The organism is Sphingomonas panni (assembly GCF_022664435.1).
Classification (GTDB): Bacteria; Pseudomonadota; Alphaproteobacteria; order Sphingomonadales; family Sphingomonadaceae; genus Sphingomonas; species Sphingomonas panni.
The window spans coordinates 138,881-165,353 of the sequence record NZ_JAKREU010000001.1 but is presented as its reverse complement, the minus strand read 5'-3'; the positions used below and the strand labels follow the sequence as shown (position 1 = coordinate 165,353).

Here is a 26,473-nt window from a genome sequence, read left to right as displayed (position 1 = left end):
ACAGCCCTAGCCGCGCCTTGTGGCGGGGGCAAACCGAACCTAGCTTTCTTTGCACCAAGGGGCGTACCGTCCCGATCGTCAGGATCCCATGCCCGAACTGCCCGAAGTCGAAACCACCGTTCGCGGTCTGGCCCCCGTATTGCAGGGGCAGCGGCTGACCCGCGTCGTCGCCAATCGCGCCGACCTGCGCCGGGCGATGCCGGTCGATCTGGGCCAGCGACTGACCGGGGCCACGGTAACCGGCCTGTCGCGCCGTGCGAAATACGGTCTGATCGATACCGATCGCGGCGACAGCTTCATCTTTCACCTCGGCATGTCGGGGCGCTGGCGGGTCGATCCGGAGGAGGCGTTGGCGCACGACCACCTCGTGCTGGAAACGGCGGCGGGGCGGCAGGTCGTGCTGAACGATCCGCGCCGCTTCGGCTCGGTCGACCTGCTGCCGACCGCCGAGGTGGCCGCGTGGCCGCCGTTCATGGCGCTGGGGCCGGAGCCGCTGGGGCCGGACTTTACGGCGGAGCATCTGGAGCGCCGATTCGCCGGCCGCATCGCGCCGGTGAAGCTGCTGCTGCTCGACCAGCGGATCGTTGCGGGACTCGGCAATATCTATGTCTGCGAGGCGCTGAACGTCGCGCGAATCGCACCGACCCGCCCCGCCGGACAGATCGCACCGGAACGACTCGCGGCGCTGGTCGACGCGACTCGTGCGGTCTTGTTGTCGGCCATAGAGGCGGGGGGATCGACCCTGCGCGATTATGCCCGGCCGGACGGCGAACTCGGTTATTTTTCCAAGCAGTTCCGGGTATATGGCCGGGAGGGTGAGGCCTGCCCCTGTGGCGGTGTGGTCGAGCGTCGGGTCGATGGCGGGCGCTCCACCTTCTGGTGCCGGAAATGCCAGCAATAGTTGACCCCGCAGCGATCAGCGTTTAAGGGGCGCACCTTCTCCGGTCGGGATCTGCTCGATCGGCACCAATCATTTGCGAGAGTCGAGGACGGCATGGCGAATACGCCACAGGCGAAGAAGCGTATCCGGCGCAATGCGCGTCGTGCGGAAATCAATGGTGCGCGCGTCGGCCGCATCCGTACCTTCGTGAAGAAGGTAGAAGCAGCGATCGTCGCCGGCGACCGCGAAGCGGCCACCACCGCGCTGTCGAACGTGCAGCCGGAACTGGCCCGTGGCGTTGCCAAGGGCGTGCTGCACAAGAACACCGCGAGCCGCAAGTTCGCACGCCTGACCAAGGCGGTCGGCGCGATCGCCTGATCGCCTGACGCCATTGTCGGCAAGCAGGATGCCCCGTCGGCCACCGCGCCGGCGGGGTTTGTTGCGTTCGGCCTGTTGCGGCCGCCGGTGATGCCGGGCGTGGCGCGCGCTTAATTTGGTTCCGCGAAGCCGGGTCGAATCAAGCCGTTGGGAAATGGCGGAAATCCTTGGATTCCGCCGATTCAGCGGCTGCGACCCTGCTTAAGATATTGTTATTAAACGCGAAAAAAGAAATCCGACGCATTTCTGCGGTTGGGGGCGTGTCAACCGTCTTTATTTCCGTTTGATGACTTGATCGACCGGCATTTCGGTTCCTAAACAGCACTCCCCGACGCCCTTGCGGTGATCCGGGGCCCACGCGAATCTTCGTGTGCGATCGCCGCTTCGGCGCGGTCGAGGGGGGATTTTTAAACGACGGACCAACGGCGGTCGGGAAGCGTGCTTTCCGGCGCGGGAGAGTTTTTGCCAGTGACGATACCGGTGGATCATGAACAGGTGGAGGTAGCGGCGGCATGGGCCCGCGTGCGCCAGAACCTGCGCGTGTCCGCCGGACAGCGGTTGTTCGACCGGTGGCTGAAGCCGATGGAACTGGTCGCGCCCGATGGTGATGGCGTGGTCCGTCTGACGCTCCCGTCGGCCTTCATGACCGACTGGGTCCGCAACCATTATGCCGAACGCCTGGCGCATGAATTCCGTGCGCAACTGCCCCAGGTCCGGGACGTCCTAGTCGAAACCGCCACTGCCTTGCCCACGCGAATCGTCCCGCCCGCCCCATTGTTCGATTCGGTGCCGCCCGAAGCGCCGTTGCCGCTGATGGCTGCGGCAGCTGTCGCAGCGCCGATGCCGGCGGTGCCGCAGCGTGCGCCGGCCGAGCGCCCGGCGTTCGATCCGCGTTATCGCTTCGACCGGTTCGTGGTCGCGCCGTCGAATCGGGTCGCATTCAACGCTGCCAAGGCGCTGGCCGAACCGGGCGTGCCGCGCTTCAGTCCGCTGTTCCTCCACAGCGCCACAGGTCTGGGCAAGACGCATTTGATGCACGCGATCGGCCATGCGTTCCTGGAGGCCGATCCGACTGCCAGCGCGGTCTATCTGCCCGCCGAGCGCTTCATGTTCGAATTCGTCGCGGCGATGCGCGCGCGCGACACGCACAGCTTCAAGGCGCGGCTGCGCGGCGTCGACCTGCTGATGATCGACGACCTGCAGTTCGTCGCCGGCAAGGACGCGACGCAGGAGGAATGCCTCCACACGATCAACGCGTTCATGGATGCGGGCAAGCGGGTGGTGATCGCCTGCGACCGTTCGCCCGCCTTGCTCGACGGGATCGATCCGCGGCTGCTCTCGCGGCTGGGCGGCGGTCTGGTCGCCGATATCAAGACGCCCGAGACTGAGCTGCGTCATGAAATCCTGGCGGCCAAGCTGGCCGAGGTGCCCGGAACGCCGGTGCCCGAGGATGTCATCGACCTGCTCGCCGGACGGATTCGCGGCAGCGTGCGCGAACTGGAAGGGGCGCTCAACCGCCTCGTCGCCTATGCATCGCTGACCGGCGAGACGATCGACATGGCGTTTGCGCACGCGACGCTGGGCGAGATGCTGGCCGGCCCCGCCAAGCGCGTCACGATCGACGATATCCAACGCGCGGTGTCGGCGCATTTCGAGGTGAAGCAGCTTGATCTAGTATCGGCCCGCCGCGCGCAGGTCATTGCCCGTCCGCGTCAGGTCGCGATGTACCTTGCCAAGCGGCTGACCACCCGCTCGCTGCCCGAGATCGGCCGCAAGTTCGGCAATCGCGACCATTCGACCGTGATCCACGCCGTGCGCCGGATCGAGGAACTGCGTGGCGTCGACCGCGAGATCGACAGCGCCGTGCGTACGCTGATGCGCTCGCTGGAAGGCTGAGGCGACGTCGGCGGGGAAGCCGTCGCGCGACCCGAAGTTTATTCCGTCGCGGCGAAGTTGGTAATCTGCCGGTAGCCGCGCATCGCGTGCGCTGCCCCAGCCCATGCCGGGGCGTCGGTCCCGGGTGGGTCGATCAAATCCTATAGATAGCCGTAGGACCGCAGCAGGTAGTTGGTGCCCAGCATTCCGCCGAACCCGGTGATCGCGCAGGCGAGCGCGATCAGGTTGCCAAGCGGCTTCATCTTCTTTCGTTCGGCGTCACGGGTCATGTCATCGGTGTGCGCGCCCAGCACCATCAGCGTAATGCCGATGACGATCAGCGGGCCGACCAGCGCGGCCGCCATCGACCAGGTCTGGATACGTGGCGCCCCCGCTTCCGCCATGCGCAAGCGGTCGAAAATGGCGGGCCACGATATCAGCACGCCGGCCACGACACAGCCAAGACCGGCAAGGCGAGTTTTTGCGTCGGGTTGCATCACAATCTCCCACCATGACGTCGGTCGCAGCGCAGGGTAGCGAAGGATGGCTGGCACCTGCAAGACGGCGAAACGGCCGGGCAGGACGCCGGTTCGCGCCTGCCCGACCCCGTGGCTCAGGTTACGACGTCGGGGGCATTGCGGCCGCTATGCGCGCGGATCGACGCCAGCGTTTCCGCCGCCGCGACGAGTGGTGCCAGCGCATCGCCGGTCTGCTGCGCCAGATCGCCGTCCGCCGGTTCGTAGCGCTCGATATACACCCGCAGCGTCGCGCCTTGTGTGCCGGTACCCGACAGGCGGAACACGATGCGCGATCCGTCGGCGAACAGGATACGGATACCCTGGTTGCGGCTGACCGACCCGTCGGTGCTGTCGTGATAGGCGAAGTCGTCGGCCTGGGCGATGGTCAGGTTGCCGATCGTCGTGCCCGGCAGCGTTGCCAGTCGATCGCGCAGCGACGTCATCAGCGCATCGGCACCCGCCTGCTCGACGCCCTCGTAATCGTGGCGCGCATAGTAATTGCGGCCATAGCGCGCCCAATGGTCGGCCATGATCTCCGCCACCGGCTGACGGCGGACGGCAAGGATGTTGAGCCACAGCAGCACCGCCCATAGCCCGTCCTTCTCGCGGACATGGTTCGATCCGGTGCCCGCGCTCTCCTCGCCGCAGATGGTGACGAGGCCGGCGTCGAGCAGGTTGCCGAAGAACTTCCAGCCGGTCGGCGTTTCGTACAGCGGCACGTCCAGCGCCTGCGCCACGCGGTCGGCGGCGGCGGAGGTCGGCATCGAGCGCGCGATGCCGGCGATGCCGTCCTTGTAAGCCGGCGCGAGATGGGCGTTGGCGGCCAGCACCGCCAGCGAATCCGAGGGCGTCACGAAGATGCCGCGCCCGATGATGAGGTTGCGGTCGCCATCGCCGTCCGATGCCGCGCCGAAATCGGGGGCATCGTCGCCCATCATCCGCTCATACAGTTCGTGGGCGTGGACGAGGTTGGGGTCGGGGTGATGGCCACCGAAATCGGGCAGGGGGGTGCCGTTGACGACAGTGCCGGCGGGTGCGCCGAGGCGGCGTTCGAGGATCTCGGTCGCATAGGGGCCGGTGACCGCGTGCATCGCGTCGAACGACAGGCGGAAGCCGCCGGCGATCAGGTCGCGGATCGCGGCGAAATCGAACAGCCGCTCCATGCATTCGGCATAGGCGGCGACGGGATCGATGACTTCCACGGTCATGCCGTCGACGGTGGTTTCACCCAGCGTGTCGAGGTCGATATCGGTCACGTCGCTGATGACGTAAGCGTCGATCTCCAGCGTGCGGGCGTAGAGCGCGTCGGTGAAGCTTTCGGGCGCGGGACCGCCGTTCGAGACGTTGTATTTGATGCCGAAATCCTCGTCCGGGCCGCCGGGATTATGGCTGGCCGACAGGACGAGACCGCCGATGGCGCCGCGCGTGCGGATGACGTTGGAGGCGGCAGGCGTCGACAGGATGCCGCCTTGCCCCACGACGGCGCGGGCGAAGCCGTTGGCGGCGGCCATGCGGATCGCCGTCTGGATGACTTCGCGGTTCAGGTAGCGGCCGTCACCACCGATCACCAGGGTCGCGCCGTCCTTGCCCTCCACCACGTCGAACACCGACTGGATGAAGTTCTCGGCATAGTGCGGCTGCTGGAACACCCGTACCTTCTTGCGCAGGCCCGAGGTGCCGGGTTTCTGGTCGGTGAAGGGCGTGGTTTCGACGGTGGTGCTGGTCACGAACGGCATCCCCTGTTGGGTGAGCGATGCCGCACGCATAAGGTGGCGAAGGTGTCGCGGACAACCTTATTCTGTCCGCGACTCCCTGATTAAATAAAACAAATGTTCAAACCTGCAGGCCGAGTGCGTCCTGCGCGGCGCGCAGCGTCGGGCGAGCCAGTTCCTCGGCCTTGGCCGCCCCCTTGGCCAGCGTCGCGCCGACCGTCGCCCGGTCGTCGAGCAGGGCGACCAGCCGGTCGCGGATCGGGCCGAGCTTTGCGACCGCCAGATCGGCCAGCGCCGGCTTGAACGCGCCGAACCCCTGGCCGCCGAAGTTGGCGAGCACGTCGTGCGACGTCTCCCCCGACAGGGCGGCATAGATGGTGACGAGGTTGCGGGCCTCCGGGCGTTCGACGAGGCCGCCAACTTCGGAGGGGAGGGGTTCGGGGTCGGTCTTGGCCTTGCGGAACTTGGTCGCGATCAGGTCGTCCGAATCGATCAGGTTGATGCGGCTCATGTCCGACGGATCGGACTTGGACATTTTCGCGGTGCCGTCGCGCAGTGACATGATACGCGGCGTGTCCTCCGGGATCATCGGTTCGGGCAGCGGGAACAGGTCGACCCCGAAGTCGAGGTTGAACTTGGTCGCGATATCGCGCGCCAGCTCCAGATGCTGCTTCTGGTCCTCGCCGACCGGCACATGCGTTGCCCGGTAGGCGAGGATGTCGGCGGCCTGCAGCACCGGATAGGTGAACAGCCCGACGCTGGCCCCTTCGCGGTTCTTGCCGGCCTTGTCCTTCCACTGGGTCATGCGGTTGAGCCAGCCGACGCGCGCCGTGCCGCCCAGAATCCACGCGAGTTCGCTGTGCGCGGGCACCCGCGCCTGATTGAACAGGATCGAGCGGTCGGGATCGATCCCCGCCGCCAGCAGCGTCGCCGCCATCTCGATCGTGTTCGAGGCCAGTTCCTTCGGGTCCTGCGTCACGGTCAGCGCGTGGAGGTCCGCCAGGAAGAACAGGCACACATCGTCCGCGCCCATCCGGTCCTGCAACCGCACCCAGTTGCGGATCGCGCCCAGATAATTGCCGAGGTGGAGATTGCCGGTGGTCTGGATGCCGGAGACGACACGCATTGCAGGGTTCCTAGTTAAGCGGCCCGCCGCCGGAGCAGCGCGCGAAGATCGGCCAGCCGGAACGCTCCGGTGGCAAGGCAGGCGACGCCATAGACGATGGCACCCGCGCCGACGAGAGCGACCATGCCGATGATGCGGGTGGCGACCGCCCCCGTCGTCCATGGTGCGACCAGCGTGTCGGCAAAGAACAGCGCCGCCCCCATCAGCAACGCGGCGAGCGCGAAGCGGGGTAGGCGGTGGGTCAGCTGCCGGTCGAGCGCGAAATGGCCGCGCCGCTTGAGCGTGACGTACAGCATGGCGAGATTGACCCATGCCGCGACGGCCGTCGCCAGCGGCGGTCCGATATGCGCGATGGTCGGGATCAGTGCGAGGTTCAGCATGATGTTGATAGCGATCGACCACATGGCGAAGCGCACCGGCGTCCGCGTATCCTGCCGCGCATAGAAGCCCGGCGTCAGCACCTTGATGAGGACATAGGCCGGCAGCCCCAGCGAGAAGGCGGCAAGCGACTGGGCGCAGCGGATCGTGTCCTGCGCATTGAATGCGCCATGCTGGAACAGCGCGCGGATGATCGGTTCGGCGACCGTCAGGAAGGCGATGGTCGCCGGCAAAGTCAGCAGCAGCGCCAGTTCGATGCCGCGGTTCTGCGTATCCATCGCTCCGGCATCGTCCTTGCGGGAGAGCTGGCGCGAAATGGTCGGCAGCAGAATGGTGCCGAGGCCGATGCCGATCAGCCCCAATGGCAACTGGTTCAGCCGGTCGGCATAATAGATGTAGGAGATCGAGCCGGCATCGAGCAGCTTGCCCGATAGCGCGGTGGAGATGACCAGATTGAACTGCATCGCGCCCGCGCCGGCAGCGGCAGGCACGATCAGCTTCAGCATCGCGCGGACGTCATCGGTCATGCGCGGGCGGCGGGGTTTCAGCGAGACGCCGGCGCGGCGGCAGGCAAACATCAGCCAGCCGAGCTGCAACGCGCCGCCCGCCGTCACCGCCCATGCCTGCACGCGGGCGGTCGCGTACGGATCGGGTCCGTGGAAGAAGAGCAGGCCGGCGACCATCGCGACGTTCAGCAGGATGGGGGCGGCGGCGTTGACCCAGAATTTGTCGAGCGAATTGAGGATCGCACCCAAGAGCGACACGATCGAGATCAGCAGCAGATAGGGGATGGTGATCCGCGACAGCGTGACCGCATAGGCGAACTGGTCCGGCGTCGGATCGTTGAACCCGCCCGACAGCAGGTACGTCAGCGGCCATGCGGCGATCAGCATCACGACGGTCGCGGCGATCAGCACCGGCAGCAGCACCGACAGCACGTCGCGGGCAAAGGCGATGCCGGTGGCCAGCCCCTGTCCCTCGGCGGACTCGTCGCCCTCGGCCACCTTCTTGTTGAACAGAGGTACGAAGGCGGCGTTGAACGCCCCTTCGGCGAACAGCGCGCGGAACATATTGGGCAGGCGGAAGGCGACAAGGAATGCGTCGGACGCGAAGCCTGCGCCGACGAAGGTCGCCTGCAGCGAATCGCGGACCAGCGCCAATACCCGGCTGGCCAGCGTCAGCCCGCCGACCGATCCCAGCGATTTTGCGAGTTTCATGCCGTCAGGGCCGATCGATGGTCGGGGCGTGCTCCGGTGCGGGCGAAGCCTTCACCGACGATCCCGGTCCGTACCCCGGCGAAGGCCGGGGTCCAGGTGGGAAGGCTGTTCCGAATGACGGCGACGTCCCCCAACTGGACCCCGGCCTTCGCCGGGGTACGGGAAGGCGTCGGCACCCTTCGGAATGTGCGCAGGCGTTTCGTGCAGGGCGCGATCCGGGGCGACATGGGCAAGCCTTTGTCCTGCTTGGCTCTGGACCCCCGCCTGCGCGGGGGTACGAGGGCTGACCGACACGCATCGAACGCTTTAGCCACCGACCCGAACCCCAGTATTTCCGTCACCCCGGACTTGATCCGGGGTCCCGCTTTCTGGGCGGGCAAAGAAGAAGCGGGACCCAGGATCAAGTCCGGGGTGACGATCGACGGAACGAATTGCCGACTGTCGATCGGAACCAAGGTCCGCCCCCGCCCCGGAACGATCAGGCGTGGCCGGCGACTTCGCCGAGTCCGGCCTGCTGCTCGGCCTGGCTGAGGTAGAGCTGCGCGAAATCGATCGGCTCCAGCATCAGCGGCGGGAAGCCGCCGTCGCGCACCGCATCGGCCAGCACGCGGCGGGCGAAGGGGAACAGGATGCGCGGCGCTTCGCCCAGCAGGAACGGCTGGAGATGCTCGGCCGGAATGTTGCGCAGCCCGAACAGGCCGGCGAACGACAGGTCGACCAGATACATCACCTGACCCTCGATCTCGGCACGCGCCTCGATCTTCAGCACGACTTCATGGACGTCGTCGCCGACCTGGTTGGCGCCGATGTTGAACTGCACGTCCAGCTTCGGGCTGCCCGGCAGCTGGTACACGCCCGGCGCGCTCGGATTCTCGAACGACAGGTCCTTGACGTACTGGGTGATGACGTTGACCGACGGCTGGCTGTCGTCCCCATTGGCAAAGGCGTCGATGCCGGTGGCGTCGTTCTGATCTTCCATGGTAGTTCCTGTCCGCTACGGCGGAAAGCTTTGGCGCTTGCCGCGTTAAGATGGCGCGGACTAGCAGTGGCCGGACCGCGATTCAACGGGTCGACCCGCCCGACGAAACAGATGGCCGCCGCAGCGTTTGTATCCGCGCCCGATCGGTCCTATGTCCGGTCGACGGAAGGAAGTGTAGGCATGTTGGTTTTTGTCGTCCTGCTCGCGATGGTGGCGGCGTTTCTGGCGATGCGGCTCTATGCCGTGTTGGGCAAGCGTACCGGCCATGAACCCCTGCCGCGCACGGCCGAGGAACGCATCGGCACGCCCCCGGCCGCCCGCACGATCGAGGTGACGCCGGAGGCCCGCGTGCTGGGTCCGCGCCATGTCGAGAGCGGGGCCGAACCCGGCCTGCGCGCGCTGATCGCCGCCGATCCGACCTTCGACGTCGCGCAGTTCGTCGAAGGTGCGAAGTCCGCCTATCGGATGATTCTCGAAGCCTTTTGGAAGGGCGACGAGGCGACGCTGGAATGGCTGACCGAGCGCGACGTGCGCGAGGCATTTGCGCAGGCGATCGCCGAGCGCAACGCAGCGGGGCAGACGCTCGACAACCGGCTGGTGTCGATCGAGCGTGCGGTCGTGACCGAGGCGTCGGTCGAGGGCGGCGTCGCCCGCGTCGCGGTTCGCTTCGATGCCGATATCGCCGCGATCACGCGCGATGCCGATGGCAACATGATCGCCGGATCGCTGTCGGATGCGGTCGAGACGCATGACGTGTGGACGTTCCTGCGGGTGCTGAAGAGCAGCGACCCGAACTGGAAGCTTGCCGACACCGACGAAGCCTGATCGCGATGCGCAAGGGGGGGATGGCGGCGTTCGCCGCGCTGCTGCTGGCCGGCTGTTCCAACGCGATCGTGCCGCGGGGTGCCGAGAGTGCCGCCTCGCGGCCTGCGCCCGAGCGGGGCGAGGCGATACCGGGCACGCCGAGCCGGCCGTTGCCGGTGCGACAGCCGACCGCGTCCGTGCCGCTGCCGCCCATTACCGGGGTCGGTACCGTCGACGGTGCGACGACCGCGCTGGCCGCAGGCGTCGTTGCCGGACCGGCGGTCGCCAGCCTGCCGATCACCGAGGAGGTCGCCGCCCGCGCGCTGGCGGCTTTCCGCATCAGCTGCCCCTCCGTCACGCGCAAGGCCGACCCGACCGGGCTGACCCGCCCCGCCGACTGGCTGCCGGTCTGCGATGCCGCGCGTAGCGTCGGTTCGGGCGGCGCCCGGTCGTTCTTCGCGCGCTGGTTCGAAACGGTGCAGGTCGGCGATGGCAAGGCGTTCGCGACCGGTTATTATGAACCCGAAATTCACGGATCGCGGACGCGCCGGAGCGGGTATGAAACGCCGATCTATGGCGTGCCCGGCGATCTGGTCGAGGTCGATCTGGGCCTGTTCTCGCCCGACCTGAAGGGCAAGCGCGTTCGCGGGCGGGTCGATGGCAAAGCCTTCGTCCCCTATTATGACCGCACCGCGATCGAGGAAGGCGCGCTGGCCGGACGCGGGCTGGAAATCGCGTGGGCGGCCGATCCGGTCGAGATGTTCTTCCTGCAGGTACAGGGATCGGGCCGGTTGCGGCTGCCCGATGGCGGCGTCATGCGTATCGGCTATGCCGGGCAGAATGGCCGCGACTATACCGGCATCGGCAAGCTGATGCGCGATCGCGGGCTGGTCCGGCCGGGTCAGGCGTCGATGCAGGGGCTGATGGCGTGGCTGCGCGCCAATCCCGAACAGGGCCGCGCGATCATGCGCGAGAACAAGAGCTTCGTCTTCTTCCGCGAACTGACCGGGCCGGGGCCGCTGGGCGCGATGAGCCTTCCGGTCACCGGCAATGCCAGCGTCGCGGCGGATGTCCGCTTCGTACCGCTAGGCGCGCCGGTGTTCCTGTCGATGGACCGCACCGACGCCAGCGGGCTGTGGGTGGCGCAGGATACCGGCGGCGCGATCAAGGGCACCAACCGCTTCGACACCTTCTGGGGCGCGGGCGACGAGGCGCGGGCGATCGCGGGCGGCATGAGCGCGCGCGGCACGGCCTTTCTGTTGTTGCCGATCGGCACCGTCCGGCGGATCGCGGGTGGCTGGGCGACGCCTTGACCCCGGCGAGGCGGCGCTGTGGGCGCGGGTGGTCGCGGCGGTAAAGCCGCTCCACGCCGCCCGTCCCGTGCCAATCGCGCCGACCGCGATGGAGAAACACGGCGCCCCCGCGCCCAAGCCGCTGCGGGCGCGGTCGCCTGCCGCCCTGCCGGTGCCGGCCAGGGCGCGGACGCCCGGGGCCACGCTCGACGCGAGCTGGGACCGGCGGCTGTCGCGCGGACTGGTCAGTCCCGATTCGACGATCGACCTGCACGGCCATACGCTGCATTCGGCGCATCTGCTGCTCGACCAGCGGCTGGGGCAGGCGATCCAGCGCGGCGACCGCGTGTTGCTGCTGGTGACCGGGAAGCCGCCGCGTCCCGAATCGGAACGTCCCCATGCCCGGGGCGCCATTCGTGCGGCGGTCGACGACTGGATCATGGCGGGGCGTCATGCCGACCGTATCGCGTCGATCCGGCCTGCCCATCCGCGGCATGGCGGGCAGGGCGCGCTGTACCTGATCCTGCGCCGGACAAGACCGTCGTGAATGCTGCATAGCAGCAAAATGCCATGGTTTTTCGGTCGCCTATCCTGTAGGTAGGCCGGGAAAGTGCTTGCGTCGTGACCGACGCCAATGGAGAAGTGTTGATGCCTGGTCCCATTCTCGTCACCGGGGTCGCCGGTTTCATCGGACATGCCACCGCCCATCGCCTGCTGGAGCGGGGGGAGACGGTGATCGGCGTGGACAGCGTCAACGACTATTACGACGTCGCCCTGAAAGAAGCGCGGCTGGCGACGTTCGATGGGAAGACGGGCTTCACCTTCCACCGGGTGGATATTACCGACAGCGGGGCGATGGCCGGCCTGGTCCACGACAACGGCGTCGACCGGGTCGTCCATCTCGCCGCGCAGGCGGGCGTGCGCTACAGCATCGAAAATCCGTTCGCCTATGAGCGCTCCAACCTCGCCGGCCATCTGTCGATCATGGAGGCATGCCGCCACGCGCCGGAGGGTTTCGCCCATCTGGTCTATGCGTCGTCCAGCTCGGTCTATGGCGACAAACCGATCGACACCGCCGGCTTTTCCGAGGACGAACCGGCCGCGGCGCCGGTATCGCTCTATGCGGCGACCAAGCGCGCGTGCGAGCTGATGAGCCAGTCCTATGCCAAGCTGTACGGCTTTCCGCAGACCGGGCTGCGCTTCTTCACCGTCTATGGGCCATGGGGGCGTCCCGACATGGCCTATTTTAGCTTCACCCAGAAGCTGATACGCGGCGAGGCGATCGAGGTGTTCGGTGAGGGGCGCATGGCGCGCGACTTCACCTATATCGACGACATCGTCGACGGGATCATCGGCGCGCTCGACCATCCGCCGGAGCGCGGCGCCAACCGCATCCTGAACATCGGCGACAGCCACCCGGTCGGGCTGATGGAGATGATCGAGACGCTGGAGGAAGCGATCGGGCGCAAGGCCAAGAAGATCATGCGTCCGATGCAGCCCGGCGACGTGACCGCGACCTTTGCCGATGTGTCGCGGCTGAACGCGGTGTGCGGCTACCGTCCCAAGGTCATGCTGAAGGAAGGCCTGGGCAAGTTCGCCGCTTGGTATCGCGACTTCTACGGCGCGTAACCCGGCTGATATTCGATCCGCGCCCGCGCGCGGAGCCGGGCGGTGCGCCGGGCCTCCATCGCGGCGCGGGCGGCCCGTTCCAGTTCGTCGCGGGCGACGGCGGGGCGCAGCGCCGGGGCTATCGGCGCGGGGCGGGCGGCGACCAGTTGTTCGAGAACGACCTCGCCCGGCTGATCGGTACGCAGCGCGGTGCCGCCGGCGGTAGCCGCCAGTGCGGCCCGCCGCGCAGGAGTAAGGGTTAGGCTGTCTTCGGACGCGCGGTCGCGCCGATAGCGGCGGCCGTCCGTATCCATCCGCGCCGCGACCGCATCGATCGGGCCGCGCAGATCGATTGCCCGCTCCGCGCCGGTATCGGCGAGGCGCAACCGCTCGACCGTGAGCAACTGCCGAGCGGCATAGGCGCCGTCGCGCCGTGCGGCGTGGGCGCGGATGGCGTCCGGTGTCGGTGGCTGCAGCCGGGTGGCGTCGCGGTTCGCTAGGAACTGCACGAGCCGTTGTTCGCGGTCGCGCCGGATCGCCGCGACATATTCGGGCGTGGTGTCGATACCGTCCTGCCGGGCGGCCTGCGCCAGCAGCTTGCGGGCGACCACCGCTTCGAGCAGCGCCTTGCGGTAGCGGTCGACATCGACTCCCGGCGCAAGACCGCTGGCCTGTAATTCGAGCAGCAGGTCGCGTCGGGTGATTTCCTCCCCGTCGACGCGCGCGACCACCTGCCCTTCGGGAGGGCCGGGGTCGCAGCCGGCGGGGATTGCCGCCAGCAGCAGTAGCAGCGACAGGGCCGGAACGCCACCGCGCCGGGTCACGCGGCACCCCCGACCAGCCGGGCACGCGCGGCCGGACCGATCGTCGCGAGCAGCGTGGCGACGAATTGCTGCAACTGCGCCAGCGCCGCCGCCGGGTCGCCGTCCTCGACCGACAGCCGGACCAGCACGCCGTCGGGGCGATCGCCGGACAGATTGGCACGCAGGATGTCGAGCTTCTCGGCCACAGCCGATGTGGGAAAACGGTCGCCGATCCGGGTCCAATACATCACCTGTTCGACCCGGTCCTGGCGCGTGGCCGTGAGCAGGGTCGCCGGGATCGCGGCGGCTTCGCTCAGACGCGCCTGCACCGCCCGGGTCGCTTCGATCCGATAGCCGGCCGCCGGATAACAGGCATCGGGCCGGTGCAGCGCGAGGCCGGCATCCTGCGCCGCGCCATAGGCGATGACGAGCATGACCGGCGGACGCCCGGCCGCGACATAGCTGCGGGTTAGCACCTGGTCATAGATCCGCTGGCTGGTCTCCCCGGCATCGGGCAGGACGAGCGCGATCGCGCTGTCGTAGCGATAGGGACCCAGCACCAGCGGGATCGCGCGCATCAGGTCGATCGTGGCGGCGGGTGCATCAGTCGGGCGTAAGACGTTGGCCAGCCCCGCCGTGGCGAGCAGCGCCGTCCCCAGGATCAACTGTCGCCGGTCGGGGCGCGGGACCCCGTTCATGCCGGAGTTCCCCGGCGGTCGGTCAGCGCGGCGGCCGCAAGATCGAGCAGCACGAGGGTGCCGAGCATCGTCGCGAACATCACCATCCCGATCGCATCATGGAACACCCCCTGCGCCACGGCATCGCCCCAGTGGCGGGTGACCAGCATCAGCAGCACGACCCGTAGCAAATTGGTGAAGACTGCGACCGGAACGAGCATCGCCGCGAGGAAGATCGCCCGCTTTACCCGGTCGCGATGGCGCAGATAGATATAGAAACCGCCGATCGCGACGAGGCTGAACAGCGAATTCATGCCGGCGCAGGCATCCGCGATCAGCAGTTCATACTGGTCGATATACAGCGTCGTGCCGCCATAGGCGACGTCGTAGCCCGCCCAGGACAGCAGGTCGACGGCGCTGCCCGACAGCCATAATTTGCGGGCATGGGTGAGGGGGCCGATAATCACATAGGGAATCGGCACCAGGAACAGCAGATAGAGCAACGGGAACCACAGCCGGCGTACCGCCGCCGCCCCAGCCATCGCATAGAGCAGGACGGCGAGCGCGCCGAGGCTTCCCGCCCAGTCGACCCACAGATTGCCGGTCACCCGACCGAAGATGACAGCGAGTGCCGCGGGCAGCATCGCCGCGGCGGCGAGGCTGCGTTTTCCGGGCAGGGCCCGCAGGCCGCGCGCCTCATGCGCGAGCAACCACAACCCGCTGGCGAGGATCAGCGGTCCCTGCGCCCCCTGTTCGGTCGACCAGCTTTCGCGGACCATCGCACCCGCCACCGGCAGCAGGAACAGAAGGATGGCGAGGGCGAGGAACCAGTAATCGCCCCATGCACGCCAGCCGCTTGCCTCCCCGCCCGCGGCGGGTGCGGCGGAGTCGCCGGGGGCGGTCGGAACGTGAACAGAGGCAGGGGCGTTGAACATCCCTGTAACGCTAGACTTTGCGGACGGTAAGCGCAAAGGTCCCTGCCCCTGCGCGACGAACCGCCTTGGCAGGGGCAGGATGATAAGGGGGATTGCGATGCGTGGCTGGTTGAAATCGCGGATGCCACGCGTCGATCGTGCCGTTCTTGCGCGGATCATGACGCTGTGGGTATTGGTGGTCCTGCTGTATTTCCTGTGGGAAATGCTCCATTATTCCGGGCTGTATGCGACGCTGGCCGAATGGCAGTTCGACCAGTTCGGCCAGTTCGCGCCGACGCTGACCTTCGTGCTGCCGGTACTGTTGTTCGCATCGCCCGCGTTGCTGCTGCTGCGCGACCGGCACCAGCGCGACGACCCGCGCTATGCCGACCAGTCGCCCGTCGTTGCGGCCCATATCAGCGCGGTCCGGTTCCGCCAGTTCCTGTTCGTCGTGGCGAGCGCGTTGCTCAGCGCCGCGGTGGTGATCGCGCTGGTCGCGCTCACGCGGACGGCGGATCGCCGCGCGGACCGAATCGTCACTGCCGATCCGGCCGGCGTGACCGCCGCCGACAGCGGGGCGGCGAAGTTGCGGGGCACGATCCTGTACGATCGTACCGCCGCCTTTGCGCAGAACCTGTTGGTGACGCGGCGCGGAGTGCGGTTCGCGCCGATCGTCGCCGCCGGAACGTACCCGGCGATGCCGCAGATCGCCTATTTCGTCGAGCTGGAGCCGCGCGATCAGGCGCGGATGACGCCGAACGAGCGGGTCGAGGACCGGACCGGCACGCTGGTCCGCAACAACCTGCCCGGGTCGATCGAGCGGCTGTATCGCTATGCCGGGCTGCGGGTCACGCGGCCCTATTATGTCCTTTATAACTCGACCCGGACGATGCGCGCACCCTATTGGGTCGTCGCCGCGCAACTGACGCTGGCCGGACTGGTGATGCTGATCGCCGGATTGTTGCAGACCGTGCATCTGCGTCGGACCTATGGTCCGGCGACGCCGAAGGCGGGACGAGCGGTGGGCGCGGGGTCGTAGGCGGTTTCGACCGGCTGGGCTGGATCACCGGTCGCCTGGTTCCGTTGTGGTAAGGCGGATCGCCGCGCTGACACAATCGACTCGTGACTTGGGCTGGTCCCTCGGGGGCGATCCATCTACCCAAAAACGTCACCCTAGCGCGGGCTGTGGTCTCTAGCGGCTCCTGTCGCGTGCCGTCACCGGGAGATCCGAGCTTTCGCTCGGATGACGTCTGGTTCCACATCGGTGGAACACCTGATCTGCAGCGTTCGGGGATGGGTACATCCCGGAACAGCTTCAAGTGACGAAATCTCGGCTTCGCCGAGTCGCGAGCGGCGATCGACCTCTTACAATCGACCGGTCCTAGTTAATTGACGATGCACCATTTTCGCGAACCGGAGCGTAAGTCGCCGGTGCGATACCGGTTGCCATGTTCGCCAATGCCATCCTTCGTGCAGCGGTGCTTTCCGGCATCGCCACCGCCAGCCTCGCCGCACTCAGCGAGTCGGACCGGCTGGGCTTCGCCCCGGTAGCAGCGGGGGTCGCCGCCGCGGCGGTGCCCATCGTCGCGACCGAGCCACCCCCACCCCTGCCGGCGACCGAGCAGGCCAGCCTGCGCACGGAACGGCACAGCGACGGGCTGTTCTATGTCCAGGCGAAGGTGAACGGACGACCGATCCGGTTCCTGGTGGATACCGGTGCGTCCTACATGGTCCTGACCGATGCCGACGCCCGGGCGGCCGGCATCGTGGTGGATCGCGACAAGTTCGTCGGGCGCGTCAGCACGGTCGGCGGCGATGCGGCGATGGCCTGGACGAAACTGGAGCGGATCGAGCTGGCCGGGCACGACGTCCGGGGCTTGCGCGCGGTGGTCGTCCGGGACGGGCTGGGCGTGTCGCTGCTCGGCCAGAACATGCTGGAAAAGCTCAATTCGGTCACGCTGACCGAAGGCAGGCTGCACCTTCGCTAGAGCATGATGACTGAAGGCTGATCCGTTCGTCCTGAGTAGCCATTGAGTTTGTCGAAATGGCGTATCGAAGGACCGTGTGAGGCAGGTGCTTCGATACAGGTCTTCGACTTCGCTCAGCCCCTACTCAGCACGAACGGTTCTATCCTCCGTCATCATGCCCTAAAAAGGCTGTGCGGAAACATGCATCGCACGTTTCCGCACAGCCTCTGTGTCGGTTCGTACGCGCGATCAGGCCGTCGCGGTGCGCCCGGTCATCGCGCGCGACGCTCCGCCGCGCTGACGGCGCAGGATGCCGCCGATAAAGGCAAGGCCCAGGATCATCATCGCCCAGCTCGCCGGTTCGGGAACGGCGCTGACCGGCGGCGTCACCGGACCGCCCGGCGTCGTGCCCGGAGCCGCGCCGCCGCCGCCCGGCAACGACTCGCCCGGACCGGGCAGCGAGCCGCCCGGGCCGCTTCCCGCTCCGCCGGGATCGCCCGGTCCGCCGGGGATCGAGTCGCTGGGAAGATTGCCGACGCCCTGCGGCGCCGGGGTGAGGCCGGTCGCGCCATCGGGGACGCCGCCCGGCGCGCCGCCGGTCGACGCCGACGCATCGGGCTGCGGAATCGCGCCGAACGCCTGCGGGAACGGGGTGCCGCCGCGGGGACGGCGCAGCCCGCCGGGGCCGCCCTGCGGTGTCAGCATCGCATAGGCGGTCGGCGCGAACCCGGCGAGGGCGGGATCATCGGCCAGGGGGCTGAACAGGGCGCGTTCGGAGATGATGGTACCACTCGACAGGGTCAGCACCCCAACGACTCCGGCCGTCATCAAGCGGCGCCACCGATCTTCGCTGCGCAGAGTTGCAATTCGTTCGCTCACGGCATTTTCCTTTGCGAACTATTAATCGCACAACGCCGAAAAGTTTCCAACGGCTAACGCGTGCGGATTCGGGGACGTCCCGTTCCGGTGCACATCGCTGCGCCGTTTACTTTTGCGCGCGGCGCGCCGATGGTCCCGGCGATGGAGCCTGGCCACATCCCATCCCCGCGCCCGCGACGTTTCGTCATCGGAATCCTGACGCTCATGCTCGCCGGCTGCTCCGGCGGTCGCGGCGACGGACGAATCGACGACGACGAGGCGATGGTGCGGTCCGTGCTGACGCTGATGGTCGCCCGCAACGGTCCGGTCTGTACCGACCGGGTGACCGATGGCGATACGCTGAGCGTCTTCCGCGAAATGGCGCGCGCGCCGCGCAGCTCCCGCGCCGACCTGCGCTGGTTCCCGCCGACCGGGCTGAAGGTGCCGACCGGCGAACCGACCCCGCCGGCGGTGCGCGACCGCTCCGACGCACTGCCGCCGATGGTGCAGCAGACGCTGAACGGCGCTGCGACCCGCATGGCGCGGCCATGGGGGGATATCCGCCGCCGGCTGACGCTGACCGAGGATGCGCTGCCCGCGGGCGTCACCGCGCGGTGGTGGGTCATCAACCGCCTGCGCCTCTGTACGCCGCGATTCGGCGTGCGCGACCCGGTTCGCTATGGCGATATCGGGTTCGTGGTGGTCGAGGCGAATCACCACGGGGCGCTCTATGCGCTTCAGCGGCGGCAGGGCCGGTGGACGCCGGTCGCGGAATGGTCGAACTGGCTGTACTAGGGGGCGTGGGGATTCACATTGAGGCTCGAATGTAATTCACGCTGTGGATGGATCGCAACATTCTAACGGACGCCCAGTGGGCGAAGATGGAGCCGCATTGTCTGGGGAAGCCGACCGATCCGGGGCGTAGTGGCCGGGACAATCGGCTGTTCATGGAGGCGGTGCTGTGGATCGTGCGGACTGGCAGTCCATGGCGCGATCTGCCGGAGCGGTTCGGCAATTGGAGCACGGCCTTCCGCCGGTTTCGCGACTGGCGCGAAGCGGATGTTTTCAAACGGATATTCGATGCGCTGTCAGACGAACCCGACCTGGAATATGCCATCGTCGATGCGACGATCGTGAAGGTTCACCGTCATGGTCAGGGCGCAAAAGGGGGACTCAGAGCCAGGCCATCGGCCGTTCCAAAGGCGGCATGACGACCAAGATCCTCGCGATGACCGATGCGCTGGGCAATCTGGTGCGCTTCCGGCTGATGCCAGGTCAGCGCCACGACAGCGTCGAGGTGCCACCGCTGATCGACGGCATCGCCTTTGAGGGACTGATCGCGGACAAAGCGTTTGACAGTAACGCTCTTGTGGCCGAGCTGAACGATCGCGGTGCCAAGGTCGTCATCTCGCAGCATCCAGGCCGTGCGCAAAAGCTCAGGATCGACCCCGCAATCTACGCATGGCGGCATCTCATCGAAAACTTCTTTTGCAAGCTCAAGGAGTTCAAACGTATTGCCATGCGCGCCTGCAAGACCGATCGCAGCTTCGAGGCAATGATCTACCTCGCTGCCGCCGTCATCCATTCACGATGAATCCCCACAATCCCTAGTTCGATATCGATGAACAGGACCGTGAGACCCATCGGCATTCAGCGGCGATCGAGAGTTTTCGGCATTCCCGCGAAGACAGGAATCCGTAACCGCTGACGTTTCGGCAGGATTTGCTGGCTCGAGCGCATCGGGACTCCCGCCTACGCGGGAGTGGCGATAGGGCGGAAGAGCAGTCATTCCGCGTCTCCGGGGGACTGGATGTCGATCCACCCTGGAGGTCGACCATCTGCCCTGCTACGTCATCCCAGCGAAGGCTGAGGTCTCCAGCGGCTCCTACGGCGTGCTATCACCGGGAGATTCCAGGACGCGTTGGGATCAATATAGTCGGATCAGCCTTTAGCCGAGCAGGGCGGCGATGCCGGCGATCGCAGCCCAGGGCAGTACCACGATCGCGGCGACGGCCAGCAGGCGCTGGCGCGGCGAAACCTTGCCGGCCTGGGCTGCGCCCTCCGCTACCGTCATTACGTCGGTTTCGAGCTGCACGACATTGGCGCGGCTGGCATTGGTGATCGCGCCGGACGGCAGCGTCTCCGCAAATTCGCAGCCATAGCCGATCGTGCCGGACCGCACGACCCGCGCGCCGACGGTGCCGATGCCGGCAATGCCCAGCTCGATCTGCTGATCCGCCGCCAGCACGGCGTCGGTTTCGATCAGGCAGCCGTCACGGGTCAGGTCGACCAGGGTAATGGGGATCGGCGGGTGCCCGGCAACGCGGAGCACCGCCGACCGCTGGATGCCGATGCGCTGGCGTCCGCGGCGGTTTCCCGACAGGCCGGTAGTGATTTGTGCGGGCTGCGACACGACGTTCCCCAACTAGTTCAATGCCGACGAAGCTAGCGTCGACTGCTTACGAAAGCGTTGTGGCGACTGCTTACGAAAGGGTTACGGGCCAGGTAAGTCTGCCCCGCCCCGCCCTCATGCCAGCGCGGTCCGGGCGATATCGGCATAGATCGCGGTCAGCGCACGCAGGTCGTCGACCGCGACCGCCTCGTCGATCTTGTGCATCGTCGCGTTCGGCAGGCCGAACTCGACCGTCGGGCACAGGCGCGACAGGAAGCGCGCGTCCGATGTTCCGCCGGTCGTCGACAGCTCCGGCACGATGCCAGTGTGGCGTTCGATCGCCGCCGACACCATCGCGGAAAAGTCTCCCGGCGGGGTCAGGAACGCTTCGCCGGAAATCCGCCCCTCTACCTGCGCCAAGGGGGCATGGGCGTGGACCATGGCGGTGATCCGCTCGACCAGCGCGGCACCGGAATGTTCGTCGTTGAACCGGATCGACAGCCGCGCCGCCGCATGGCCGGGGATGACGTTGGTCGCCGGATTGCCGACCGTGATGTCGGTCACCTCGATGTTCGACGGCTGGAACCAGGCGTTGCCGGCGTCCAGCACCACCGCCTCGATCGCCGCCAGCGCCGCGACCAGCTTGGGGATCGGATTGTCGGCAAGGTGCGGGTAGGCGACATGCCCCTGCCGGCCGGGCACGTCGATCCAGAGATTGACCGACCCGCGCCGCCCGATCTTCACCATGTCGCCCAGCCGCTGGGTGCAGGTCGGTTCGCCGATTAGGCACAGGTCGGGCCGCAGGCCGCGCGCCGCCATCTGGTCGATCAGCGCGCGGGTGCCGAACACCGCTGGCCCTTCCTCGTCGCCGGTGACGATCAGGCTGATCGTGCCCGAATCCGCCGGCAGCGTCGCCGCCGCCGCGACGAAGGCGGCGACGGCGCCCTTCATGTCGACCGCGCCGCGCCCGAACAGTAATCCGTCGCGCAGTTCGGGGGCAAAGGGCGGGGAGGTCCAGCCGGGGCCAGGTGCCACGACGTCGACATGGCCAGCAAAGGCGAAATGCCGTCCGACGGTGCCGCGCACCGCTAGGAGGTTTTCGACCGGACCGTCCGGTGCCGCGCCGGTCACGAACCGGTCGACATCGAACCCCAGCGGCACCAGCGCCGCCTCCAGCACGTCGAATACCTGCCCCCGCGCCGGGGTCACGCTGTCGCAGGCGATCAGCCCCGTGGCCAGTTCGACGACATCCACCACCTTGTCCCACCCCATCGCTGTATTCCGGTCCCGCATCGCGCTGTACCCTAATCGCGGCAAAAGGCTACTGGCGGCAGGGAAGCGATCGGGTAAGGCGGGGGCGATGCGTATTCTGCTGGTCTGTCTCGCCGTGCTGTTGCTGCTTCCCTCGTGGAGCGGTTCGGAACGGCTGCCGCTCTATCGCGCGGCACCGCAGGTCGATGCGGCCCCGGTGGATCTCTATCCGGCGGATCCGCGACGGATGCGCAACGGCGCCCTGACGTATCTCGGCGGCGTGTCCCTGACCGCGTCGGATCCGGCGTTTGGCGGCTTTTCCGCGATCCACGTCGCGGGCGACCGGTTCATGCTCCTGTCCGATGGCGGTGGTTTGCTCCGCTTCCGGATGGGGCGCGACTGGCGGGTGCGCGATACCCGGGTCACCGAACTGGCGGGGCCGGGGACGGGCTGGGAAAAGCGCGACCGCGACACCGAATCGCTGGCAGTGTTGCCGGGCGGGGACATGCTGGTCGGCTATGAACGCGACAACCAGATATGGCGCTTCGACCGCGACCTCCGCCCGGTGCGACATGCCGCGCCGCGCGCGATGCGGCGCTGGTCGGAAAATGGCGGCCCCGAAGCGATGGCGGCGATGCCAGACGGATCGGTGGTAGTGTTGAGCGAGGCGCATGGCCGCAAGGGCCGGCAGGGCTATTCCGCGCTGCGCTTTTCCGGCGACCCGACTGCGCCCGGCATCCGGCCGATGCCGTTCCGCTACCAGGCACCCGCCGACTACCGCGTGACCGATGCGGTCGCGCTGCCCGATGGACGGTTGCTGGTCCTGACGCGCAGCATCAGCCTGCGCGACTATTTCACGGCGCGGCTGCAGATCGCCGACATGCGCGGCCTGCGTCCGGGCCAGCTCGTGACCGGGCGCACCATCGCCCGGTTCGAACCGCCCGCGCTGCACGATAATTTTGAAGGATTGGCGCTGGTTCGCGAAGGCGATCGGCTGATCCTGTGGGTCGTATCCGACGATAACCAATCGATCACCCAACGGACCTTGCTACTGAAATTCGCGCTGCCGTTGCGCTTGTGACCACATTTGGCCAACATAGTGTCCCAAGCCGATATTTTCGGCTATGCTGTGGTGCAGCAAAGGGCTTGTCGTGATGCCATCGGGGGGGATAGACGCAGAACGATATTTTTCGGGGATACATCGAATGAAGATCGCGGTTTTCGGCCTAGGATATGTCGGCATGTCGAATGCCGTCCTGCTGGCGCAGCATAACGACGTCGTCGCGGTCGACATTTCCGAGGAGCGCGTCGCGCTGGTCAACGATCGCAAGTCGCCGATCATCGATACCGAACTGGAACAGTTCCTGTCGGAGCGCGAACTGAACCTGTCGGCGACCACCGATGCGGCGGTCGCACTGGCCGGGGCGGATTACGTCATCGTCGCCACCCCGACCAACTACGACGTCGAAACCGACAAGTTCAACACCGGCTCGGTCGAGGCGGTCATCAAGGTGGCGGTCGAACACGCCCCGCAATCGACCGTCGTCATCAAGTCGACCATCCCGGTCGGCTTCGTCGAGGACGTCCGCATCCGGCTGAACGCGCCGCAGGTGATCTTCAGCCCCGAATTCCTGCGCGAAGGCCGCGCCCTCTACGACAATCTCCATCCGTCGCGCATCATCGTCGGCGAACGCTCGGACCGTGCGCGCATTTTCGCCGACCTGTTGCTGCAGGGTGCGGAAAAGAAGGATGCGCCAATCCTGTTCACTGATTCGCGCGAGGCGGAGGCGATCAAGCTGTTCGCCAACACCTATCTCGCGATGCGCGTCGCCTTCTTCAACGAACTCGACAGCTATGCGATCGCCGGTGGCATGAACACGCGGCAGATCATCGAGGGCGTCGGCCTCGATCCGCGCGTGGGGATGCAGTATAACAACCCCAGCTTCGGCTATGGCGGCTATTGCCTGCCCAAGGACACCAAGCAGCTGCTGGCGAACTATTCCGAAGTGCCGCAGAACCTGATCCGCGCGATCGTCGATGCGAACCGCACCCGCAAGGACTTCCTCGCCGACCAGATCATCGCCCGCAAGCCGAAGAAGGTCGGCGTGTACCGTCTTACCATGAAGGCCGGATCGGACAATTTCCGCCAGTCGTCGATCCAGGGGATCATGAAGCGGGTGAAGGCCAAGGGGATCGAGGTCGTCGTGTACGAACCCGCGCTCAACGAAGAGCATTTCTTCGGGTCGGCGGTCGTCAAGGATATCGCCAAGTTCAAGGCTGATTGCGACGTTATCATCGCCAACCGCGCTGCCCCCGAACTGGAGGATATCGGCGACAAGCTGTTCACCCGCGACATCTTCGGCTCGGACTGACCGGGGCGGGGCTGCCCGGCCCCCGGTTCGGGGCGCGTCGAGCACTGTGGAAGAAGCGTCCGTCGATCATGCTCGGCGGGCGCTTCTTGCTGGAGGCGATCGGCGATGACGGACCGGCATCGCGTCCTCTTATCGCCTCGCCGCGCGCCGAACTCGCCATCGTGCCGGCGCCCCCTGATCCGGTAGTGCTCGAGCGCCCGATCCTGCAGCGCTGATCCGTCGCGTCATCCCAGCGAAGGCTGGGATCTCCCGCTGGTAGCACGCCGCAGGAGCCGCCAGAGACCCCAGCCTCCGCTGGGGTGAGGTTTCAGTTTTCAGGGCAGATGGATCAGACCGGAGCGCCGATCGACATTCAGTCCCTTGAGATGCGGGACGACTGCTATGTCCCTACCGTCACTCGCGCCTAGGGGGGAGTCCATGTGCGCCAGCGTCGCGAGTCCAGCCGAAACGTCAGTAGTTATGGATTCCCGCCTGCGCGGGAATGACGAATAGTGAAGATCGTCGCTTAATGTCGATCGGACCCCAGAACCGATCCCGTTCCCCCAGTGCTGCCGCCAGCGCCGACAAATCGCCCGGCGCGAACACGGCTATCCCATGCTGGCGCAGGAGCGCGGCGGTCACGCCGGCTCCTTCGATCCGCCGACCCTGGAAACTGCCGTCATAGATGAAGTCGCCGCCGCACGAGGGGCTGCCATCGGTCAGCAGCGCATGACGGCAACCGTGGCGGATCGCCTGGTCGAGCGCGAGTCGCGCACCGGCCAGATAGATATCGGTCACATCCGTCCCGTCGGCCTCGACGACGCGGGCAGTGCCGCCCGTTACCGCCGTTCCGTCCTGTCCCGCCGCGATCTCCGCGAGCAGCCGGGGCGTGGGCAGGCCCGCCATCCCCTCCGGACAGACCGACACGACACGCCCTTGCGCGACCCAGCGGTCGAGCAGCGCATCCTCAAGCGTCCTGGCCGAGCCGTCGTAACGCACCGGCCGCCCGAGCAGGCAGGCGCTGACGAGTAGCCTGGGCAGGGTCATGCGGACGGGGCCAGTGCGGTGAACAGTGGCAGCACATGGTCGCGCGTCGGCGGGTGAGCGGCATCGTCTCCGCCGTCGCCGGGAAGACCCACCGCGCTTCCGCGATCTCGCGGTCGGGTGCCGGATGGCATGCGCTGCAGACATGAAACAGTTCGGCATGGACCATCTGTCCCACCCCGTTCGCGGCCGGACCCACGACAAAACCCGCCGGGTCGCTACGCAGCGCCCCGGCGGGTCCATCGTTCAACCGGCGTGACCGAATCAGGCGGCGGCGGCTGCCGCGACGGCCTTCTTCTTCACGTCGCGCTTCAGGCGGCGAGCGCGCAGCGACAGGTCGTCGTCGCTGGTCTTCAGCAGCCAGTTGTCGAGGCCGCCGACATGCTCGACCGAACGCAGGCCGTGGGTCGACACGCGCAGGCGGATCGAGCGCTCCAGCGCTTCCGACATCAGCGTGACGTTCTGCAGGTTCGGCAGGAACGTGCGCTTGGTCTTGTTGTTGGCGTGGGAAACATTGTGACCCACCTGCCGGCCCTTGCCGGTCAGCTCGCAGATGCGCGACATGATCGTTGATCCTGATTCTGTGTCGGGACAATGCCCCGGAAAGACGGCGCGGATAGCGTCGAACGACTGCCGCGTCAACCGCAAGGGCGCGCGTGCAACCGCTACCGCCGCGACTGCGTTGTTACGGCAACGATTCGGATGATGGCAATATCGGGAGACTATGGATGCGCGGATTTCTGGCATTGCTGGGTGTGGTCGTGCTGATCATCGCGGGGCTGATGATCTTTCAGGTCATCGGCATTCCGCAGACGCAGCAGGGCGCATTGCCGCAGGTCAAGATCGAGGGCGGGCAGGTGCCCAAGTTCGACGTCGAGGTCGGCAAGGTGGATGTCGGCACCGTTAACCGCACGGTCGCGGTACCCACGGTCAACGTCGAAAAGGCCCCCCAGTAACGCTGGCGAGCGGCGGTCCCGGCTGGCAAGGGGGTCGCATGTTCGACGCTGCCCCGATGCGCCACGCGCTTGCCGCCGCCCGCGGTGCCGCCGATTCGGGCGAGGTGCCGGTCGGCGCGGTGGTGACGCGCCACGGGCAGGTGATCGCCACCGCCGCCAACGCCCCGCGCGCGCTGGCCGATCCGACCGCCCATGCCGAAATCCTGGCGATTCGCGCCGCCGCGCGCGCGCTTGGCCGCGACCGGCTGGAGGATTGCGACCTGTGGGTCACGCTGGAGCCGTGCGCGATGTGCGCGGGGGCCATCGCCCACGCCCGTATCGCCCGGCTCTATTATGGTGCGTCGGATGCAAAGGGCGGGGCGGTCGAATACGGTCCGCGCTTCTTCACCCAGCCGACCTGCCATCATCGCCCGGACATTTATTCCGGCATCGCCGAGGCCGAATCGGCGGCGCTGCTACGCGATTTCTTCGCGAGCCGACGCGGCAGTTGACC

General features: G+C 67.1%; 28 protein-coding genes and 1 pseudogene. 16 read left to right on the top strand and 13 right to left on the bottom strand.

The genetic code is table 11. The annotated features are described in order from the left end of the window. Positions 1 to 88: 88 nt before the first annotated feature. From mutM to dnaA, 3 genes are all read left to right on the top strand, one after another. Positions 89 to 901, top strand: a complete 813-nt coding sequence (gene mutM, locus MF609_RS00880; protein WP_242414447.1) for a bifunctional DNA-formamidopyrimidine glycosylase/DNA-(apurinic or apyrimidinic site) lyase — start codon at positions 89 to 91, stop codon at positions 899 to 901. 93 nt (positions 902 to 994) lie between these two features. Then, on the top strand, positions 995 to 1,258 hold the full coding sequence (gene rpsT, locus MF609_RS00875; protein ID WP_055762140.1) for a 30S ribosomal protein S20: 264 nt from the start codon (positions 995 to 997) through the stop codon (positions 1,256 to 1,258). 468 nt (positions 1,259 to 1,726) lie between these two features. Beyond that, entirely contained in the window at positions 1,727 to 3,154 is a 1,428-nt protein-coding gene (gene dnaA, locus MF609_RS00870; RefSeq protein ID WP_242414446.1) for a chromosomal replication initiator protein DnaA, read from the top strand. 140 nt (positions 3,155 to 3,294) lie between these two features. Here the strand turns inward: dnaA and MF609_RS00865 are convergent, their stop codons facing one another. The 5 genes from MF609_RS00865 to secB form a co-directional block, all read right to left on the bottom strand. Further along, positions 3,295 to 3,630, bottom strand: a complete 336-nt coding sequence (locus MF609_RS00865; RefSeq protein ID WP_242414445.1) for a hypothetical protein — start codon at positions 3,628 to 3,630, stop codon at positions 3,295 to 3,297. 116 nt (positions 3,631 to 3,746) lie between these two features. Continuing rightward, a complete protein-coding gene (locus MF609_RS00860) occupies positions 3,747 to 5,387 on the bottom strand; it encodes an alpha-D-glucose phosphate-specific phosphoglucomutase (protein ID WP_242415142.1) in 1,641 nt (546 codons plus the stop codon). 97 nt (positions 5,388 to 5,484) lie between these two features. Beyond that, entirely contained in the window at positions 5,485 to 6,489 is a 1,005-nt protein-coding gene (gene trpS / locus MF609_RS00855) for a tryptophan--tRNA ligase (RefSeq protein ID WP_242414444.1), read from the bottom strand. A gap of 14 nt (positions 6,490 to 6,503) precedes the next feature. Beyond that, the gene (gene murJ, locus MF609_RS00850; RefSeq protein WP_242414443.1) at positions 6,504 to 8,084 is read right to left on the bottom strand and encodes a murein biosynthesis integral membrane protein MurJ; all 1,581 of its coding nucleotides are present in this window, start codon (positions 8,082 to 8,084) and stop codon (positions 6,504 to 6,506) included. 478 nt (positions 8,085 to 8,562) lie between these two features. Continuing rightward, positions 8,563 to 9,063 carry a protein-export chaperone SecB gene (gene secB, locus MF609_RS00845; protein ID WP_242414442.1) on the bottom strand — a complete coding sequence of 167 codons (501 nt, stop codon included), beginning with the start codon at positions 9,061 to 9,063 and terminating at the stop codon, positions 8,563 to 8,565. A gap of 180 nt (positions 9,064 to 9,243) precedes the next feature. Between secB and MF609_RS00840 the strand changes: the two genes are divergently transcribed. From MF609_RS00840 to MF609_RS00825, 4 genes are all read left to right on the top strand, one after another. Next, entirely contained in the window at positions 9,244 to 9,888 is a 645-nt protein-coding gene (locus MF609_RS00840) for a Tim44/TimA family putative adaptor protein (protein WP_419723039.1), read from the top strand. Positions 9,889 to 9,893: 5 nt separating this feature from the next. After that, positions 9,894 to 11,180: a murein transglycosylase A gene (gene mltA / locus MF609_RS00835; protein WP_242414441.1), complete on the top strand. Its 1,287-nt coding sequence runs from the start codon at positions 9,894 to 9,896 to the stop codon at positions 11,178 to 11,180. Continuing rightward, positions 11,161 to 11,706, top strand: a complete 546-nt coding sequence (locus MF609_RS00830; protein ID WP_242414440.1) for a Smr/MutS family protein — start codon at positions 11,161 to 11,163, stop codon at positions 11,704 to 11,706. Before mltA ends, MF609_RS00830 begins: the two co-directional genes overlap by 20 nt. A 101-nt stretch (positions 11,707 to 11,807) precedes the next feature. Next, entirely contained in the window at positions 11,808 to 12,788 is a 981-nt protein-coding gene (locus MF609_RS00825; protein WP_242414439.1) for an NAD-dependent epimerase/dehydratase family protein, read from the top strand. Here the strand turns inward: MF609_RS00825 and MF609_RS00820 are convergent. From MF609_RS00820 to xrt, 3 genes are read right to left on the bottom strand one after another with little or no spacing between them, the layout of a single operon-like run. Next, the gene (locus MF609_RS00820) at positions 12,776 to 13,591 is read right to left on the bottom strand and encodes a hypothetical protein (RefSeq protein ID WP_242414438.1); all 816 of its coding nucleotides are present in this window, start codon (positions 13,589 to 13,591) and stop codon (positions 12,776 to 12,778) included. The two genes, MF609_RS00825 and MF609_RS00820, sit on opposite strands and share 13 nt — an antisense overlap. Then, positions 13,588 to 14,268 carry an exosortase-associated protein EpsI, V-type gene (gene epsI / locus MF609_RS00815; RefSeq protein WP_242414437.1) on the bottom strand — a complete coding sequence of 227 codons (681 nt, stop codon included), beginning with the start codon at positions 14,266 to 14,268 and terminating at the stop codon, positions 13,588 to 13,590. The genes MF609_RS00820 and epsI overlap by 4 nt, the downstream gene beginning before the upstream one ends. Beyond that, complete coding sequence (gene xrt / locus MF609_RS00810; RefSeq protein ID WP_242414436.1) at positions 14,265 to 15,182, bottom strand: exosortase; 918 nt, start codon at positions 15,180 to 15,182, stop codon at positions 14,265 to 14,267. Before xrt ends, epsI begins: the two co-directional genes overlap by 4 nt. A 97-nt stretch (positions 15,183 to 15,279) precedes the next feature. Here xrt and MF609_RS00805 point away from each other — a divergent pair, with 97 nt between their 5' ends. Together MF609_RS00805 and MF609_RS00800 are read left to right on the top strand one after the other, a co-directional pair. Further along, positions 15,280 to 16,200: a hypothetical protein gene (locus tag MF609_RS00805; RefSeq protein ID WP_242414435.1), complete on the top strand. Its 921-nt coding sequence runs from the start codon at positions 15,280 to 15,282 to the stop codon at positions 16,198 to 16,200. 439 nt (positions 16,201 to 16,639) lie between these two features. Continuing rightward, positions 16,640 to 17,149, top strand: coding sequence for a retropepsin-like aspartic protease family protein (locus MF609_RS00800; RefSeq protein WP_242414434.1), 510 nt, complete (start codon positions 16,640 to 16,642; stop codon positions 17,147 to 17,149). A gap of 228 nt (positions 17,150 to 17,377) precedes the next feature. Here MF609_RS00800 and MF609_RS20020 read toward each other — a convergent pair. Next, positions 17,378 to 17,506: pseudogene (locus MF609_RS20020) on the bottom strand (PEPxxWA-CTERM sorting domain-containing protein); the annotation flags it as partial. Positions 17,507 to 18,211: 705 nt separating this feature from the next. Here MF609_RS20020 and MF609_RS00790 point away from each other — a divergent pair. Continuing rightward, the gene (locus MF609_RS00790) at positions 18,212 to 18,781 is read left to right on the top strand and encodes a hypothetical protein (RefSeq protein ID WP_242414432.1); all 570 of its coding nucleotides are present in this window, start codon (positions 18,212 to 18,214) and stop codon (positions 18,779 to 18,781) included. A 47-nt stretch (positions 18,782 to 18,828) separates the two neighbouring features. Next, positions 18,829 to 19,580, top strand: a protein-coding gene (locus tag MF609_RS00785; RefSeq protein WP_242414431.1) for an IS5 family transposase whose coding sequence is annotated in 2 segments (ribosomal slippage) — positions 18,829 to 19,159 and positions 19,159 to 19,580 — 753 coding nt in all. Because the reading frame shifts where the segments join, the coding sequence is not laid out codon by codon here. Positions 19,581 to 19,934: 354 nt separating this feature from the next. Here the strand turns inward: MF609_RS00785 and MF609_RS00780 are convergent. Both MF609_RS00780 and dapE read right to left on the bottom strand, forming a co-directional pair. Beyond that, positions 19,935 to 20,399 (bottom strand): hypothetical protein, encoded by a 465-nt coding sequence (locus MF609_RS00780; RefSeq protein WP_242414430.1) that lies wholly within the window; start codon positions 20,397 to 20,399, stop codon positions 19,935 to 19,937. A 114-nt stretch (positions 20,400 to 20,513) separates the two neighbouring features. Then, positions 20,514 to 21,650 (bottom strand): succinyl-diaminopimelate desuccinylase, encoded by a 1,137-nt coding sequence (gene dapE, locus MF609_RS00775; RefSeq protein WP_242414429.1) that lies wholly within the window; start codon positions 21,648 to 21,650, stop codon positions 20,514 to 20,516. An 88-nt stretch (positions 21,651 to 21,738) separates the two neighbouring features. Between dapE and MF609_RS00770 the strand changes: the two genes are divergently transcribed. The 3 genes from MF609_RS00770 (at position 21,739) to MF609_RS00760 (ending at position 24,216) form a co-directional block, all read left to right on the top strand. Next, positions 21,739 to 22,710: an esterase-like activity of phytase family protein gene (locus MF609_RS00770; protein ID WP_242414428.1), complete on the top strand. Its 972-nt coding sequence runs from the start codon at positions 21,739 to 21,741 to the stop codon at positions 22,708 to 22,710. A gap of 124 nt (positions 22,711 to 22,834) precedes the next feature. Beyond that, positions 22,835 to 24,001 (top strand): nucleotide sugar dehydrogenase, encoded by a 1,167-nt coding sequence (locus MF609_RS00765; protein ID WP_242414427.1) that lies wholly within the window; start codon positions 22,835 to 22,837, stop codon positions 23,999 to 24,001. Positions 24,002 to 24,069: 68 nt separating this feature from the next. Then, positions 24,070 to 24,216 (top strand): hypothetical protein, encoded by a 147-nt coding sequence (locus tag MF609_RS00760; RefSeq protein WP_242414426.1) that lies wholly within the window; start codon positions 24,070 to 24,072, stop codon positions 24,214 to 24,216. Between the two features lie 235 nt (positions 24,217 to 24,451). On the opposite strand, the gene MF609_RS00755 is transcribed toward MF609_RS00760, so the two are convergent. Both MF609_RS00755 and rpmB read right to left on the bottom strand, forming a co-directional pair. Beyond that, positions 24,452 to 25,027 carry a 2-thiouracil desulfurase family protein gene (locus MF609_RS00755; protein ID WP_242414425.1) on the bottom strand — a complete coding sequence of 192 codons (576 nt, stop codon included), beginning with the start codon at positions 25,025 to 25,027 and terminating at the stop codon, positions 24,452 to 24,454. A 261-nt stretch (positions 25,028 to 25,288) separates the two neighbouring features. Beyond that, entirely contained in the window at positions 25,289 to 25,588 is a 300-nt protein-coding gene (rpmB, locus tag MF609_RS00750) for a 50S ribosomal protein L28 (RefSeq protein WP_055791529.1), read from the bottom strand. Between the two features lie 164 nt (positions 25,589 to 25,752). On the opposite strand from rpmB, the gene MF609_RS00745 reads away from it, so the two are divergent. Beyond that, positions 25,753 to 25,980 (top strand): hypothetical protein, encoded by a 228-nt coding sequence (locus MF609_RS00745; RefSeq protein WP_242414424.1) that lies wholly within the window; start codon positions 25,753 to 25,755, stop codon positions 25,978 to 25,980. Positions 25,981 to 26,036: 56 nt separating this feature from the next. Continuing rightward, entirely contained in the window at positions 26,037 to 26,471 is a 435-nt protein-coding gene (locus tag MF609_RS00740; RefSeq protein ID WP_242415140.1) for a nucleoside deaminase, read from the top strand. Positions 26,472 to 26,473: the final 2 nt, after the last annotated feature.